Below are 16,476 nucleotides of genomic sequence, written 5' to 3' on the forward strand. Positions count from 1 at the left end.
GATCGCAAAGTATTGATAATCAGATTTTTTTAAAACTGGCATAGTTATTAACGGTTTACACATATATTGTAATGCAACGTTATTAATATCAACCTATTAACTGATATCACGATGATCAAAAACTACATCAAAACAGCCTGGAGAAATTTGCTGCGCAGCAGGGTTTATTCGCTTATTGCCGTTATTGGCCTGGCTATAGGTCTTTCGGTAAGTATTTTACTTTTTTGGGGTGTTAACGATGAAATGGTTTACGATACGCAATTTGCAGATGCGCCCAATATTTACCGGCTTAACGCCAAAATTAAAATAGGAGATAACAATTACGATACCTGGACAAGCACACCGGCACCGATAGCCGCTACGGCGTTAAGTAACTTTCCGGGTATTGAAAAGGCTGTGCGTTACAGTACCAGGAAACTACTGGTTACTGCCGGCGAGGCTCATTTGGTAGAAAAAAACGTTGCTTATACCGAACCATCATTTTTCGATATTTTTCATAGTAAATTTATAAAGGGAAACGCCGCTTCGGCCTTAGCCGAGCTTAATAATTTGGTGCTGAACAATAGCACTGCTATAAAATATTTCGGATCGGCAGACAAGGCCCTGGGCAAAACCATGTCACTGGGCGAAAAGCAAGAGGCTTATACCGTAGCTGCAATTATAGAGGATATGCCGCAACGCAGCAGCGTGCGTAAAGATATTTTGCTATCGTTAAACGTAGTACGTAAAAATTTTGGCGGCAATGGTAACTGGAAAACCATTGATGAAGACTGGGGCAGCTTTGACTTCAGTACATTTTTTAAGTTAAGCCCCGGTACCAATGTAGCTTTAATAGCAAAACAACTATCAGATATCCACCTTAAAAATAATGGCTTCGTTAAAAAAGGCGATGTTACCTACCTGTTTCAACCGCTAAACAAGTTACGGCTGTATAATCCCGACATGACGCCGTCGGGTATAAAAACTGTTAAAATTTTTACGCTGATTGGTGTCCTTATTTTACTCATAGCGGTTATCAACTATGTTAACCTGTCAACAGCCCGGGCAACAAAGCGTGCCAAAGAAGTTGGCCTAAGGCGGGTGGTTGGCGCCGGCAGGCCCCAATTGATTATCCAATTCGTAACCGAGTTTGTGCTCATATTTATAGTTTCGCTGGCGCTGGCGTCGCTTATAATACCTATGCTGGTGCCGCTTTATCAAAGCATCAGCGGAAAAGATTACCCTATTGATTATTGGAATACCTCCACTTTACAAATTATAGCCTGGGTTGGCCTGGGCACTATTGCTTTGGCCAGCATTTACCCTGCCTGGGTATTATCGTCATTCAACCCTACAGCAGTACTAAAGTCGGCCATCAGCCAATCGGCCCGGGGCGGCTGGTTACGTAAAGGGCTGGTGGTGCTACAGTTTTCTTTTTCCATAATGCTCATCATCTGTACTGTAGTGGTATCCAAACAACTACATTTTATCCAGACTAAAAACCTGGGCTATAACCGCGAGAATGTTTTCCAGGTGCAGATGAACGCAAATATGGGCCAGCACCTGCAAACCGTAGTAAACGATTTAAGGACCAATAAACACATAGCCGAAGTTACCTTTGCAACCGACGACATCATGCAGATGGGCTCAAGTACTGATAACATTAAATGGCCGGGTAAGCTGACCACCAATACCGAAGCACACATTAGCCCTATGCAAATTGCTGCAGATTTTACCAGGGTAATGAAAATGCAGTTTGCAAGCGGCGATGGTTTTACAGGGACACCTGTAGACAGCGCTTATTACCTGGTGAATGAGGCCGCAATAAAAATGATGGGGCTGAAACATCCTGTTGGTACGATAATTAGCCTTTGGGGGCGATCTGGCCAGATCAAAGGCGTGCTAAAGGATTTTAATAACAACACGCTGAAAACAGATATAGCGCCTACTATTTTCAGCGCCGCAAAATCGGCCGAGTATGGTGGTGTACTATATATTAAGGCACAATCTGAATATATTAAAGACGCGGTTGGCCAAACCGAAAAGATTTACCATAGCTACAACCCAGTTCACCCCTTTGATTACCAGTTTATGGATGATAATTTTGATGCTATGTACCGCAAAGAAATCCAGACCGGCAAGTTATTTACTGCCTTTGCCGGCGTTGCCGTATTACTAAGCTGCTTAGGCCTATTTGGACTGGCTGTGTTTACCGCAGAGCGCCGCACAAAAGAAATCGGCATACGTAAGGTATTGGGTGCAAGCGTTCAAAATATTTCGGTATTAATTTCGCGCGAATTTGCCTGGCTGGTAATAGTTGCCAATCTAATAGCCTGGCCGGTAGCCTGGTACCTTACTCATCAATGGATACAGGAATTTGCTTATCGAACAGCTATCAACTGGTGGATCTTCGCTATATCGGGCTTCATATCCCTGGCATTGGCATTGCTTACCGTAAGTTCGCAGGCCATTCGTGCCGCTATGGTTAATCCAATAAAAAGTTTAAAGGTAGAGTAGTTATTGGTCTCTTCGCTGCGCTGTCATTGGTCTTTAGCGTCGTATCATCAATAAATTAACGAAAAGGCTTTAGCCCAAATCCTGTTGGACCTGGAGAAAGGCAGGCTGTTCATTTATATGGTGTCAGGCATTAATCAGGGGCCGCTAATCGTTGTTTACGCAAGATGGGGTAAAAACTCCTCGATAAAGCCTTATTACGATAAATCAACAGCATCATTAATTTTACTGTGAATTTGATGAACAATGCCGTCCATCTCGTTGATAGTAACTTTCAGCAATTCAAATGCTTCTTCCTTCTCTTCATTACTGTCGGCTATATCTACCAGGTACATCAGGCCCAGCATTGTAGCAACCGGCCGCCTTATCTCGTGCGAGCTTAGCCATGCCACCTCTTTTAAAAACTCATTCTGCCGCTTATTTTCCTGTATGGATTGTTTTAAATCGTTAATATCCTTAATAACACCAATCAGCCTTACAGGTTCCTTTTGTTCGTTATAAATAAAGTACCCCTGGTCCATAATATATTTATACACGCCATTGCCGCAATTTATGCGGTACTCGCAGGCCCAGTTGGTTTTGCCTTCGTTTTTAATTTTTTGCTGGCTTTGCACCACTTCCACAACATCATCAGGATGGATCAAACTGCGCCACCACTCCAGGTTATAGGTTATTTGCTCATAAGCAACATCTATCAGCTGGGTTAAGCTGGCATTATAAACAATGTTATCGGCAGGTATATTTAAATCATAAATCACATCCTTGGTAGCCTGCGCCAACAGCTCATACCGCTCTACGGCTTCTTTAAGTTTAATATCTTTTAATTTATTTTCGGTTATGTCCGAAAAATAAACCGCTACACCTTCGTCTATCGGGTAGGCGGCCAGCCTGATCCATTTGTTCAATACCAGCGAATAATCTTCCATCCGTACTATCACCCGCTCTTCCAGCGCTTTTTGGTAATAAGGGTACATCCGGTTCATTTCCTTAGGGAATAGGGTAAAAATACTTTCGCCAACAATTTTGGTGAACCGGTTGCCAACAATGTCATTAAAGGCCTGGTTAATACGGATCACGCACATATCATAGTCCAATGCAAAAAAGGCATCGCTAATGCTGTTCAGGGTATTTTCCAGGTTACTTAAATGCCTGTTTTTTTCCACCTCCAGTTCCTTAAGTTCGGTAATGTCCTGCATCGAGCCAATTACTTTCGGCGGCATGCCCGGCACGGCCTCTAAACGGGCCAATTGCCGCATATACCTGGTATCGCCGTTTAGCGCCTTGGTGCGATGGGTAACATCAAGGGTTTTGCCATTGGTCATTAAATCATTAAGCCCGGCAATCATCATCGGCCTGTCTTCCGGAAAAATATGTTCCAGGTAAATATCAAAGGGCTCACGTTCATCATCCTTACTAATGCCTGTAAGCGCATACAACTCATCCGACCACAGCAGCTTACGAGTATCCGGAAAATACTCCCAACCGCCCACTTTTGATATCAGCTGTGTTTCTCTTAAATTTCGCTTCTTGCTTAAAATCTCCTGGTTTATCTTTTCTAACCGCTGCTCAAATAATAGCTGTTCGGTCATATCGCGTACCATCACCAGTACATTGGGGCTGTTGTTGAAAGTTATTTTACGCGATGTGACACTTACCTGGATAACGCTGCCATCCTTTTTAATATGCCGCCACGTACCGCTTAAATCCAGGTTGGACGATAAGCCCCCGGCCGCTTCAATCACCTTTTCGGCATCTTCGCGCGGGCGGATATCCAGGATACTTTTTGTTAAAAACTCGGCCCTGCTATAACCATATGTACTAACGGCGGCATCATTAACCGAAACTATATTAAGGGCTTCGTCATATATCCACATTGGCATCGGGTTAGCCTCGTACATATTACGGTACTGGGTTTCGCGTTGCTGAAGCTGCCTGTCGTTCCTTTTTATCAGGTAGTATAAAAACAATCCGCTGGCAACTACAAAAAAATACCCCTTGCTGCTACTAATAAGTAAAACCTGCTCCCGGGTAAAATTATCCTGCAGGCGAAACAGCAAACGATCGCCAAAAGTGATCCAGAGCAAACTGATAATGACGTAAATAAGGGCTATCCGTAAAGCTCCGTGCCGCATTAGCTTCGGGTTAAATTATTTAATTAGATTAAACGTTTAAATACATTATTGGTTACAACAAATATCTATACGTATCAACCACCCTGAAGTACGGCCTGTAAAAAGGCGGCACAAAAGCATGTTGTTAATTTAATGAATATAAGGCTTCCAATATTAAAGGCATCCATAAAACATCTGCAAGCAGGAAATTTCATGTAAAATAATTGTGACGAAAGGCCTGGCTGTTTGTAGCTCCTCATTCTTTTCATGCCGTTGCCTGCGGCCCGCGCTATCTGCTCATACGCCTCCAAGGCGTTACACACGAGCCGGTATCCGCGCCTATCGCTAACGGGGAGAACTGCGGGAGTTAAAAGATTAGAAGTACAACTAATTTCTTACTTAGCATGTGGGCTACATATTAGGAGTGGTACCGGAAGTTAAACCAAAATTGTTTAATTCTTATTAATTTATCATTTTCAAACCAAACCTGAAAGCCATCATTTCCATTCTTTATCTGTGAGTCACTTTGTGGAAGCTCCCTGTACTTGTTGTAAAATAATCTCTATCGCATTTCTACGTAGTTTTATAGCTAAATTTAATACCCTCTCTTTATGGGAATTTGGATCGCGAGAATAAAAAATAAATACTTTAGGAATTTGCATTATAGCATTTCTATTTTATTTTCGAGGTAAAAGAGTTATTAATTTATCAGTTATTATACTCACTGATAAATCACTCATGTTTAAAACAAGATGTCATTTACTAAATCATTGATGTCGATTTTATATTTAGATATTAAAGTTAGAAATCTTTCATCAAGAAGATATTTCTGATAAACATCGAATGCAGCATTTAAATCATCAACTTTGAGACCTTTAGACAAAGCAATAGAAAAATTTAGATAAAATTCATCTGTTTTGCCCAAATCTGAATACACTTCCGATAACGTTGCAAAATATAATGGAGCATTTGAATTAAGCTCGATAGCTTTTGTTATGTCAATTAGAGCTTCATTAAAATTACCCAACATTCTGTGAACATCTGCCCTTGCATTCAAAAGCTTGTCATTAAACGGCGATTTTAATAGGGCTTCATTGTAAGTTTGAAGTGCATCGTTAAATCTATTAGTTCTCCTATATATAACCCCTTTGTTCATTAAAGCGTCGATATTATTATTTCCAGCTTTTTTAAAATAAGCGAGAGCTGTTTCGTGATTTTTTAAAGTAAAATAAATTTTCCCCAAGTTGTTGTTAACATGTGAATTATAAGGAGATAGTTCTAAAGCATTCAAATGATCATTTAATGATTCGTCTATTTTTCCTAAATAAAAATTAACAACGCCTCTCTCGAGATAATAAATGTATTTAGTGTTATCGATGGATATTGCCTTGTTAAGCAATGACAATTTCGCATTTTGATTATCCTCGTTAAATGACTTAACATATTCTATTTCAGCCTTTCTCGAGGTTAAGAATCTTTCATCTAAATTTAATATATCATATGTTAATTTCTCAAATAGTTGTAGGTAATCTTTACTTACTGAGCCTGGTTGGTTTTCATAAAGCGAGCCTTGCAACTGCCCCTCTTCTTGTTCAATATTACGATCTGAATGTATAATGGATACATCAAATTGTTCAACATTAAGAATTTCTTTAAAATCGCTCCTAATTTTTTCAACAATTATATATTCCTTTTCATAATCTATGACTTCCCGTTCTTTTTCTTTATCAAATTTATTATAAGCCACCCTTGTAAGCACAAAGTTTACAGGCAACGCTTTGCCGAATAGATTATTCTTGGGGTTAAGTAGGCTTTTAATAATTTTCTGACATCCAAAAAGATTTTCTTGGTTATTTATGCCAAGCACAACAACTTGATCTGCAAGCAATCTAAGTGTAACACCAGATATATCAGTAATACCCGTACGGGAATCAATCAGCAAAAAATCAGGGTTAAATTGCTCTTCAATTTGAGCTTTCAGATCAAGGAAAAACTCTACGCCCTGGGGCTCTTCGCTATAAAACAATTCATACCATCTTATCATCGATAGTTTTTTCCAGTAATCATCACTATGAATATTTCCGGCCGAAATAAATGTAATATTTTCAAAATAATGATTGGCGGATTCAGCCTCTACTGCATAATCACTAATATTCCCAATCGTTCCGTTAGCCGAAAACTCATATATGTAATCCACAATCCCTTTAGTAATATCGGGAAATGTATAGTTCTTGAATTTGAACCGAAGTCCGGGCGCGTCTAAATCAAAATCAATAACGCAAACTTTTTGACCAAGTTCTGATAGTCGCGTTGCCATGTCGCTTAATGCCAACGATCTCCCAACGCCTCCTTTATATGAATAAAATGTTATCGTTTTCATTCTGCGAAATGTAAATTCTTGTTTTGCCTTAAAGCGATCTTTGCTTTTATTATACCCTCTGAATTACAACCACTTGGCACTCTGAAATTGGGCTTATTTTGATGTAAAAATGTAGGCTTAAATTCAAACTTTAATCCGAGAGCAAAAGCAATTTCCTGTATTCTTGTCCAAGTTGCCGACTCGTAATCAGTAGCTTCATACCTTTGAATTTGCTGCTCTTGTGTATCCAACATGGCAGCTAGGTTCTTTTGCGAAATTTTCTTAGCAATTCTTGCAGCAATCAAAATTTTATTAATATCACCGAGTTCTTTTGCTTGTAGGCTATTTATATCGCCTTTTAGCAAAAGGTCATATTTATGGATATCATTCTGAAGTTCTTCAATTATGTAGTTCAACGAATTAATTCCCAACTCATACTCCGCTGATGACAAGTTCTTTTGTTTCGCCTGCAATTCGGTTAATGATTTGTTTAATTCTGCCAATCGCTCCCTGGCAATGGCAGCTTGTTTTTGGTTCTTAATCATAATTATATATCTAATGCTATGATACCTTTCTTTTCAGTTGAATATTTAACCCGTTGAAAGAAGTCAATAAATAAAATTCCTGAACTTGACTCCATGTACCTTGCAGGAAAAATATCCAACCCATAAAATGCTTTGGCAAATGGAGGATCAAATAATATGGGCAATCCCCCCTTTTCCAAATTATAATTACTTCCCGTACCTTCTTCCCAACACACATCAATATCATTGGGTTTTAATTTAGTTGTAATGAAACTGCCGTCAATATAAATCCGGTTGCATTTAATACGTTTCAAATCGTCGATTAACACTAAAAGTTTATTAAAGAGCGTTTTTCGAAAAATATTGTAAGTGTATCTCTCCTTGATTTCTTCAAGCGACGATGACCAAATCCCTATAGGAAGAAAACCATCCGGTCTATATTCTGGTACCATAAATATTTTAGCATACACAAATATAAAGTTATTTTTATTAACACAGCAAAATTGTTTTGTTAATAAAATATTAAATGAACTGTGGTTTAGCTTCTTTAGCTGACAGCATCTAAATTCTCGGTCCAAGATATTTTGCCAGTCTACCGTTGATAGATAAACTCCCGCTACTACAAGAGTCCACCCTGTCGTCCAGATGTTAAGTACACGCCACTCCATTATACCGCGTATCTATCGACCAAACACTCATTTGTGCCGATGAAGCCTCCATTGCCATGCTTAATAGCTCCCCGTCCCGTTGATTTGCCCCGTGGTCGATTATTTCTTTACGCCCGTCTATCGCGTTTTAATAGCCGGGCGAGGTGGTTTTAATTTGCGGCATGAAACTAAAAGTACAATTCCTGCTATTGTTCCTTTTGCCATTCACTATGGTAAAGGCCGCTACCATAATTACCGATGCAGGTACCGGCATTACCGGTATTGTTATTGATTCGGTGAGTCAGAAACCGGTGGATTATGCTACCGTATCTGTTTTTGACCAGGCAAGCAACAAGGTGGTAAACGGCACAATAACTGCCACCGATGGTAAATTCACCATCGACAAGTTACCGGCAGGTATTTACCGCCTAAGGATAAACTTTTTGGGCTATGCCAATAAAACCATTGCCAATATTAAGGTAGATGGCGGCATGCTTAAACTGGGCCGTATATTACTCAGTCCCGATAGTAAGCTATTGAAAGAAGTACAGGTTACCGGCAAAAAAGCATTGATTGAAGAAAAAATAGACCGCACTGTATATAACGCCGAAAATGATTTGACTGCCCGCGGCGGCGATGCAACCGACGTGATGAAACGCGTCCCCATGGTATCTGTTGACCTTGACGGCAATGTGAGCGTACGTGGCAGCTCGAACATTAAAGTGCTCATCAACGGCAAGCCTTCGGCCATGGCATCGGCCAGCGTGTCTGACGCGTTAAAGCAAATCCCTGCCGATTTGATCAAAAGCGTGGAGGTGATCACTTCGCCATCGGCCAAATATGATGCCGAAGGATCGGGCGGAATCATCAACATTATCCTGAAGCAAAATACGCTGCAGGGACTCACACTCAACCTTAACGCCGCAGCCGGCACGCGCGGCGCCGACCTGGGCCTTAACGGTGGGTACAAAACAGGAAAGCTCAGCTTTTCGCTGGGTGGTTTTGGCCGTACAGGCTACAATATCCCCGGTGAGTTTAACAATAGCCAAACCATAACCAGCCTTACCACAGGCGATGCCTTGCTTACCACACAATCGGCCAATACGCATAATAAGTTTTTGTTTGCCCGGTACAACGCGGGGGTCGATTATGATATTAACGAGCATAATTCGCTTAGCCTTGGCGTGGTGTTTGGCGCCAACAATCACCCTACCGTGCAGGACAACTTTTTAACCAACAGCTACCTGAATGATGTGCTTACCGGTTCGTCGCTGCAAAAAAACAATATCACCAACAACTCCAACTCGGTTGATGCCACGTTAACCTATACTCTCACCGGCAAAAAACCCGAGCGCGAGTTCAGTTTCCTGACCGAGTACAGCCAGAATAACCGCCACAATAATTTTGAAAGTATTTTCCTTGATCAAGGTGATGGTTCGTCAACAGGGGGACTAAAAAACAATAACAACAGCATCAATAAGGAGCTTACCCTGGAGGCCGACTACCAAACACCACTTGCCAAAAACCAGCTACTTGAATTTGGCGCCAAGGATATTATAAGAACGGTAACCAGCGATTACACGTACCTTTCGGCGGCTGATGGTTCGCTCAATTATCAGCCGGTATCATCGGCCAGCCTGTCAAATGCGTTTAACTATAAGCAAAATGTGGCATCGGGATATGTATCTTTTACCTTTAACCCCTTTAAAAATTACACCATTAAAGCAGGTACCCGGTACGAGTATACCTCTATCAGTGCCGATTTCCTGAGCGGGCAGGCAGTTACCATTCCCAACTATGGCATACTGGTACCCAGCCTCAACATCAGTAAAAAGTTTGATAATGGCGATATGATTAAATTGGGCTACAACCGCCGCATTCAGCGCCCATCTATCGAGTTTTTAAACCCCAACATACAGGCATCCAACCCACTGAACATAACCAGCGGTAACCCTGGCCTGCAGCCCGAGTTTACCAACAACTTTGAACTGGCCTATAGCACCAATATTAAAAGTAACCATTTCAATATTTCGGCATTTATGCGCAATACCAATGATGCTATCCAAACCATCCGGACAAGCAGCGGCGATACGATAAAAACCAGCTATCAAAATTTGGGCAAGCAAAATGCTTATGGGATGAGCTTATCGGCCAATCTTACGCTCACCAGCAAGCTGAGCCTTAATGGCGGCCTTGATATGTACTACCTGGATTTGGATAACCAGGACCCCGACCCGCTTTTCCGCGCCTCGAACCATGGCTGGGTGGCCAACTACCGCATATTTGGCAGCTATGACCTATCCGATAAATATGCTATCCAGGCATTTGCATTCCGCCGTTCGCGTCAAATACAACTACAGGGTTACCAGGGCAGTTTCGGTGTGTATAATTTAAGCTTTAACAGGAAGTTTGCCAATAAAAAAGGTAGCATTGGCATTGGTGCAGATAACTTTCTGACTAACGGTTTCAGGATACCTACCGTTGTTAATTCGGGCAACATTAACCAGAATGCTGTAAACATAATGCACAACCGCAGCATCGAGGTAACGTTTACTTACAAGTTTGGCGGCATGTCTGTTCAAAAGCCCAAGAAACCTAAAAAAACCATCAATAATGATGATTTAAAGGAAGGCAGCAGCAATAACAATAATTAATAAAAAAACCGCCCTCGCCCGGGGTATTATGCACCGGCGGCGGGCGGGTAGCCAGCAACTACACCTTACCTTTTAATTTAATCCCCCGGCCGCGGGCCGCGGGTTGGGTTTCAGGATTAAGATTTACTTCTTTTTATATACTTCCTGTACAGGTATTCGACATATCCAACGCTAATATAATCCGGAAATTTCCAGGTAGGATAATACCGTCTTTGAATATATTTTACGCCGCTAAAAAACAGAATAGCCGCTATTAATAAAATACCTAAACCCAATAGTACGGCACCCAATATTACAACAATATCCATAATTTATTCATTTTGGGTTTGTACGCACTGCTTAAACAAAGGTTACATTTGTTTTATTAATTAATTTAGCCAAAGCGGCCATTGTTAATAATTTAAATAAGCCTGTTTATAAATCCCTCCCTGTTATAGCCCGCCTGTGCTAAAAATGCAAACAATAACAACAAGTTGCGCTTAACCTGCGTAAAAAAGGCAGAAGCCAATTAGTAAACGAACATACCGAATGCCTGCCGAACAGCATTATTTAAACTTTGAGCAAATTGTTGATACCATAAACAGGGGTATCTATGGCATTGATACCCAAGGCAATTGTATGTTTATTAACCAGGCTGCCATACAGATGCTTGGCTACCCACGCGAGGCCTGCATTGGCAAAAACATGCATTACCTTATCCATTGCCATCCTGCCGAGGGCAGCATATGCCCCGAAAGCGAGTGTGCCATATGCAAGGCAAATAAAGTTGTCAACGGGCAGCACAACCTTGACCATGTTTACAGGAGGGCCGATGGATCGGCGTTCAATATCAGGCATTCCTCAAGTCCGATTATTGATAATGGCATTTTTAAAGGAATAGTTATTGCTTTTAGCGACATATCCGACCAAAAAAACAAGGAAGCTGCCTTAATTGAATCCGAAAAAAAATACAAGCTCCTGTTTGATAACAATCCATCGCCCATGTTTATCTGGGATTTTGAAACCCTGCAGATAGTGGATTGCAATGAAGAAGCATTGATAAAATATGGCTACAGCAGGGAGGAGTTTTTAAAGTTAAACATCAGGCAGGTACGCCCCCCGGAAGATATCGCCCTTATTAATGAAGCCACAAAAAACGAAGCATCCTACGGCGCTATCCACAAAAAAAACTGGCGGCACCTGAAAAAAAATGGCGATCTGATACACGTTGAAGTTACCGGCCATGTTATTGAGTTTAACGGCCGCCGAGCTTCACTGGTGCTTATAAACGATATAACAGAGAAAGTAAAAGCCGAAAACGAACTAAAAAACTCGGAAGAGAAGCTGCGCATTGCTACAAAAATTGCCGGTTTAGGCTATTGGCAGGTGCAATTGGATGGCAAAAACAGGTACTGGTCTGATGAGGTATACACCATTTGGGGGGTTGCCAGGGATTCGTTCGCGGCCGACTACAGCCTGTTTTATGAAACTATTCATCCCGATGACAGGGAGCGGTTTACCCGCGAGCAGGCTTTTGCCGTAAATGGCACAAAAGAAATTGATTTTGAATACCGCATCATTTTGCCCGATGGATCGATGAAATGGGTACATGAAATTGGTAAACTGGTTGATGGGGAAAAAAACCAACCGGCGGTTTTCCAGGGAACGGTACAGGATATTACGCCCCGGAAGCTATTGTCGCTATCCCTTGAAGAAATTAACCTGCGCTATAACTATGTAACCAAGGCTACCTCAGATGCTATTTGGGATTGGGATTTAACAAATGACCAGTTATATTGGGGCGAGGGGTTCGAAATTATTTTTGGATATAACTGTAAAAACGTTCAGCCCAATATTAATTCATGGTCAAAACATATACACCCGGAAGATATAGATCAATTAATAAAAGGCATTTACGCAGTAATTGACGGCACCGAAACCAAATGGAAAGACGAATACCGCTACCTGAAAGCAGATGGCACTTACGCCTATGTTGTTGACAGGGGCTTTGTAATACGCAATGCCAAAGGTAAGGCCATTAGGATGGTGGGCGCTATGCATGATATTACCAAACGTAAAACAGAAGTACACCGTTTAAAACTAATAGAATCTGTAATAACACACACTACCGATGCTGTTTTAATTACTGATGCCGACGTATTTGATGGTTTGGGGCCGCGCATTGTTTATGTAAACGAAGCATTTACCAGGATGACAGGCTATAACGCCGACGAGGTAATGGGTAAAACGCCCCGGATGCTGCAAGGCCCAAAATCAGACCTGGCCGAATTGCAGCGCCTGGGCACAGCATTGCGCAAAAGCCAGCCCTGCGAAGTTACCACCATTAACTATAAAAAAAATGGCGAAGAGTTTTGGGTGAATTTTTCTGTTAATCCGGTAATGGACGACAAAGGCGTTTTAACGCATTATGTGGCCATTCAGCGCGATGTTACCGAACGCAAAAAGGCGGAACTGGAACTAAAACTGTTTGCCAACGATTTATACGAACGTAATAAGGAACTTAACCAGTTTGGGTACATTGTATCGCATAACCTACGGTCGCCGGTGGCCAATATTATGGGATTAGCCAATTTATTGGAACTGGATAGCGACGACCCCGATACGGTAGCCAGGTGCACACACGATTTAAAAATTGTAGTAAACAGGCTGGATAGCGTTATAAAGGACCTAAGCCAGATAGTATCCATCACCGATGGCTCAATTGCCCTCACCAAAGAAAAAATTGATTTAAATGCGTTGATAGCGCAGGTAGTTGCCGACCTTGAAGAGTGCATAAGCCATACGGGGGTCCGGGTTACTATTCCCGGCGGATCGCACATCCTTTATTCGCATAAGGCTTATTTATACAGTGTATTTTATAACCTGGTAAGCAACGCAATTAAATACCGGTCAGACAATTCGCCGCAGGTAACTATCACTATTGTTGATGATGTTACGGGCACCATAGTTACGGTAGAAGATAACGGCATCGGCATTGACTTAATAAAACACCGGGACAGTGTTTTCAAGCCTTACAAAAGGTTCAATTTAAATATTGAAGGTAAGGGGTTGGGCTTATTTTTGGTTAAAAGCCATGTAGAGGCCCTTGGGGGCTATATTGCTATTGATAGCAAAGAAGGCCGCGGCTCTGTTTTTACTATCAGCCTGCCCGCATCCGGTCAATTAGCGCTTGAAGCCATACAAGCAAGCGAATATCGTTAACAGCAATACCAAATTGCTTGTACCGTATAACAAAACGCAGCAGGAAATACCTGATTCTCCTGTCATCCTGGGTAGTAAAATCCGCGGATTCTGAAGGAGAAATGACGTATATCGCGCGAGTCGACTCACCCCGACGATCCGTTAGCTAACGGACGTCTGCCCCTCTCTCCGCTTCGCGCATAGAGGGGCAATAAAACCAAAATTGAGCTTAACCCTCTTTGCGGCTTCAGCCGGAGAGAGGGTGGTCGGGCGCAGCCTCGACCGGGTGAGTAGTGGCCAGCGTTCAAGCCAATGTTTATCCAAAACCCAATATGTCATGGGTAGTTATCAAATTTAGGTAAACTCTGAAGGAGGAATGACAACGATTTAATCCCCCAATGTCATGCTGAACTTGTTTCAGCACCCCACATGCAAGGTGTACAACATGTCGGCTACCTGTCCTATGGGATCCTGAAACAAGTTCAGGATGACTTCCGCCTTTCAATTTGTAATAGGTAGGTACGAAAGATCTATCAGCTTTGCATAACCGATACAAAAATTCCCGAATAAATCCTTTGCACCTACCATGACATGTCGACTTTTCGAGCTGCGGAGGCTCTATACAAGATTTTGTAACAATCTGGTAACGCCGCATCCGTCAAAATAATAATCCTTAAAGCCAGGCGTTTCTACATCATTATTTACAATACCCCTATTGATAATGAATATACAAGTTAACCTTGCCCAAATCCGTTTTAATACCGAAAGCAACGGCCATGACAAATGCTGGCGGCTGGTGCTGGATGGCGAAGAAATCCTGGTAGAATCTGTAAACATCCTGGCCCCCGTTTTTACCTCGCGCGATTGGATTGAACCCATCGGTAAATTCAAACACCATATTTCTGTTGCCGATTGCCGCGTACACATCGACGAAGCCGGAGCGGCGCTGATTACGGCTGTTTGATAGCACCAGCTATTGATAATAGATAGCACTCAAACAATATTTTTCTCCTCAGGCTCTTTTTGAAAAGAGATCCCCGCGAGGCCGCATGCAAGCGAATGGCATCCTCCCCGGCACTTTATGTTTCCAAATTCAATCTGTTATGCTCAAATAATAAAAAACTGTATCTGTTATGCTTTTAAATATTTGCTCAAATTTGTTGCGATAATTTAAAACCCGCGATCATGAAAAACCACACCATTACGCTATTGCTTTTATTGGCAATATCCTTTGGCAGCAACGCACAAAATACAACTATGAGCACTACACAACAATCAGAAAAAACAGTAAGGGATTTTTTAGAAATCGTCCGTTCCGGAAAATCACCCGAAAGGGCTTCAGAATTTATGGCAGATTCGGTAAAAGCGCACCAGCTTAATGCCGAGCACCCGGAAACCGTTGTCAGAACACCGGAAAACTACAGGCAGCATGTCAATGAATTCCTGCAAAGCTATGGCCGTTACCAATTTGAAGTAACTGAACTTATTGCGGGTAACGACAAAGTTTATGCCCGCTGGAAGCAAACCGGCAATCAAATTGGTGATGTGGACGAATTTAAATCTACAGGGTTGCCTGTAACTGAAATAGGGAGCGCGGTTTACAGGGTTTCCAACGGAAAGATAGTTGAATACTGGATACAGATTGATAGGAAAGGCACAGAAATTCAGCAACAGAATAATGGAAAGGCTAAATCCGGCGAAATTAAAACAGGCTTACCTTTTTCTGATGCTTATATTTCCGGTGATGCATTGTATATATCCGGCCAAATTGGGATTGATAACACCGGCAAACTGGTAAACAACGGATTTGAAGCAGAAGCAACGCAGGTAATGGAAAACCTTGGCAAGGTATTGCGTAAAAATAAACTTAACTACCAGGACCTGGTCAATGTAACTATCTATCTTACAAGTATGGATAACTACGCTGCCGCTAACACTATTTACAGCAAATACTTCCACCATAAATTCCCCGCCAGAGTTTGCATAGCCGTTAAGGAATTGCCATACCAGGCGCAGATTGAGATTGCGGCGGTTGCAGGCTTTAATAACTAATTATAGCATGATGTCCCCTCAGGGTCTCTTTGAAAAAGGACCCTGAGGTTGCATGCAAGGCGATGAACTATTTCAATACAACAGGCATCCTCCCTCAGGTTCCTCTCCTTGAAGCTATTAAGTTAAGAAATTGACAGGCTGCTCCATCGGAGCAAAACATTTGTAGCACTTTGTAATTTAAGATTTTTGCGTGCCGTAGGTACGCCACATAAGTTCCGTACCTACCTTTGGTCTTACAAAGACAATTTATCAGTAAATATTGTTGTTGTTGAAATGGGGGGTCTGGGGGGTGTTAAAAACTAAAAACTTTGTGGAAAACGTTATTATAAAAGGCAGGGTGAACTTTCGTACCTCCTATGTTTTTGAGAACTAAGTGCCGTATTAGTCCCTGCCTTTTATGATTGCCCAAGGCCCAGCTAGAATACTCTCTTTGCTTCAACAAAGGTAATTGGCAAA

10 protein-coding genes are annotated in these 16,476 nt (G+C 41.8%); 5 read left to right on the plus strand and 5 right to left on the minus strand.

The features are described 5' to 3' along the window. Nucleotides 1–111 precede the first annotated feature (111 nt). Nucleotides 112–2,496 carry an FtsX-like permease family protein gene (locus AC1DXF_RS07475; protein WP_477447679.1) on the plus strand — a complete coding sequence of 795 codons (2,385 nt, stop codon included), beginning with the start codon at nucleotides 112–114 and terminating at the stop codon, nucleotides 2,494–2,496. 194 nt (nucleotides 2,497–2,690) lie between these two features. Here the strand turns inward: AC1DXF_RS07475 and AC1DXF_RS07480 are convergent, their stop codons facing one another. The 4 genes from AC1DXF_RS07480 to AC1DXF_RS07495 all read right to left on the minus strand — a co-directional run bounded on the left by AC1DXF_RS07480 (nucleotide 2,691) and on the right by AC1DXF_RS07495 (nucleotide 8,155). Further along, entirely contained in the window at nucleotides 2,691–4,625 is a 1,935-nt protein-coding gene (locus AC1DXF_RS07480; protein ID WP_477447680.1) for a PAS domain-containing protein, read from the minus strand. 721 nt (nucleotides 4,626–5,346) lie between these two features. Continuing rightward, nucleotides 5,347–6,984, minus strand: coding sequence for a KGGVGR-motif variant AAA ATPase (locus AC1DXF_RS07485; RefSeq protein ID WP_477447681.1), 1,638 nt, complete (start codon nucleotides 6,982–6,984; stop codon nucleotides 5,347–5,349). Beyond that, nucleotides 6,981–7,508, minus strand: a complete 528-nt coding sequence (locus tag AC1DXF_RS07490) for a hypothetical protein (RefSeq protein WP_477447682.1) — start codon at nucleotides 7,506–7,508, stop codon at nucleotides 6,981–6,983. Before AC1DXF_RS07490 ends, AC1DXF_RS07485 begins: the two co-directional genes overlap by 4 nt. Nucleotides 7,509–7,510: 2 nt before the next feature. Further along, nucleotides 7,511–8,155 carry a DUF6932 family protein gene (locus AC1DXF_RS07495; protein ID WP_477447683.1) on the minus strand — a complete coding sequence of 215 codons (645 nt, stop codon included), beginning with the start codon at nucleotides 8,153–8,155 and terminating at the stop codon, nucleotides 7,511–7,513. 161 nt (nucleotides 8,156–8,316) lie between these two features. Between AC1DXF_RS07495 and AC1DXF_RS07500 the strand changes: the two genes are divergently transcribed. Further along, the gene (locus tag AC1DXF_RS07500; RefSeq protein ID WP_477447684.1) at nucleotides 8,317–10,788 is read left to right on the plus strand and encodes a TonB-dependent receptor; all 2,472 of its coding nucleotides are present in this window, start codon (nucleotides 8,317–8,319) and stop codon (nucleotides 10,786–10,788) included. A 116-nt stretch (nucleotides 10,789–10,904) separates the two neighbouring features. Here AC1DXF_RS07500 and AC1DXF_RS07505 read toward each other — a convergent pair whose 3' ends face one another. Further along, the gene (locus AC1DXF_RS07505) at nucleotides 10,905–11,096 is read right to left on the minus strand and encodes a hypothetical protein (RefSeq protein ID WP_477447685.1); all 192 of its coding nucleotides are present in this window, start codon (nucleotides 11,094–11,096) and stop codon (nucleotides 10,905–10,907) included. A gap of 220 nt (nucleotides 11,097–11,316) precedes the next feature. Between AC1DXF_RS07505 and AC1DXF_RS07510 the strand changes: the two genes are divergently transcribed. The 3 genes from AC1DXF_RS07510 (at nucleotide 11,317) to AC1DXF_RS07520 (ending at nucleotide 16,020) form a co-directional block, all read left to right on the plus strand. Further along, nucleotides 11,317–13,989, plus strand: a complete 2,673-nt coding sequence (locus tag AC1DXF_RS07510; RefSeq protein WP_477447686.1) for a PAS domain-containing sensor histidine kinase — start codon at nucleotides 11,317–11,319, stop codon at nucleotides 13,987–13,989. A 700-nt stretch (nucleotides 13,990–14,689) separates the two neighbouring features. Then, nucleotides 14,690–14,932 (plus strand): hypothetical protein, encoded by a 243-nt coding sequence (locus tag AC1DXF_RS07515; RefSeq protein WP_477447687.1) that lies wholly within the window; start codon nucleotides 14,690–14,692, stop codon nucleotides 14,930–14,932. Nucleotides 14,933–15,153: 221 nt separating this feature from the next. Then, nucleotides 15,154–16,020, plus strand: a complete 867-nt coding sequence (locus AC1DXF_RS07520) for a Rid family detoxifying hydrolase (protein WP_477447688.1) — start codon at nucleotides 15,154–15,156, stop codon at nucleotides 16,018–16,020. The last annotated feature ends 456 nt before the right edge of the window (nucleotides 16,021–16,476 follow it).

The organism is Mucilaginibacter sp. P2_A5, assembly GCF_056404995.1.

What these genes read in the sequence shown, in the direction of transcription:
- AC1DXF_RS07515 (WP_477447687.1), top strand. Translation starts at nt 14,690, where the DNA reads ATGAATATACAAGTTAACCTTGCCCAAATCCGTTTTAATACCGAAAGC.
- AC1DXF_RS07490 (WP_477447682.1), bottom strand. Translation starts at nt 7,508, where the DNA reads ATGATTAAGAACCAAAAACAAGCTGCCATTGCCAGGGAGCGATTGGCA.
- AC1DXF_RS07510 (WP_477447686.1), top strand. Translation starts at nt 11,317, where the DNA reads ATGCCTGCCGAACAGCATTATTTAAACTTTGAGCAAATTGTTGATACC.
- AC1DXF_RS07485 (WP_477447681.1), bottom strand. Translation starts at nt 6,984, where the DNA reads ATGAAAACGATAACATTTTATTCATATAAAGGAGGCGTTGGGAGATCG.
- AC1DXF_RS07520 (WP_477447688.1), top strand. Translation starts at nt 15,154, where the DNA reads ATGAAAAACCACACCATTACGCTATTGCTTTTATTGGCAATATCCTTT.
- AC1DXF_RS07495 (WP_477447683.1), bottom strand. Translation starts at nt 8,155, where the DNA reads ATGGAGTGGCGTGTACTTAACATCTGGACGACAGGGTGGACTCTTGTA.
- AC1DXF_RS07505 (WP_477447685.1), bottom strand. Translation starts at nt 11,096, where the DNA reads ATGGATATTGTTGTAATATTGGGTGCCGTACTATTGGGTTTAGGTATT.
- AC1DXF_RS07475 (WP_477447679.1), top strand. Translation starts at nt 112, where the DNA reads ATGATCAAAAACTACATCAAAACAGCCTGGAGAAATTTGCTGCGCAGC.
- AC1DXF_RS07480 (WP_477447680.1), bottom strand. Translation starts at nt 4,625, where the DNA reads ATGCGGCACGGAGCTTTACGGATAGCCCTTATTTACGTCATTATCAGT.
- AC1DXF_RS07500 (WP_477447684.1), top strand. Translation starts at nt 8,317, where the DNA reads ATGAAACTAAAAGTACAATTCCTGCTATTGTTCCTTTTGCCATTCACT.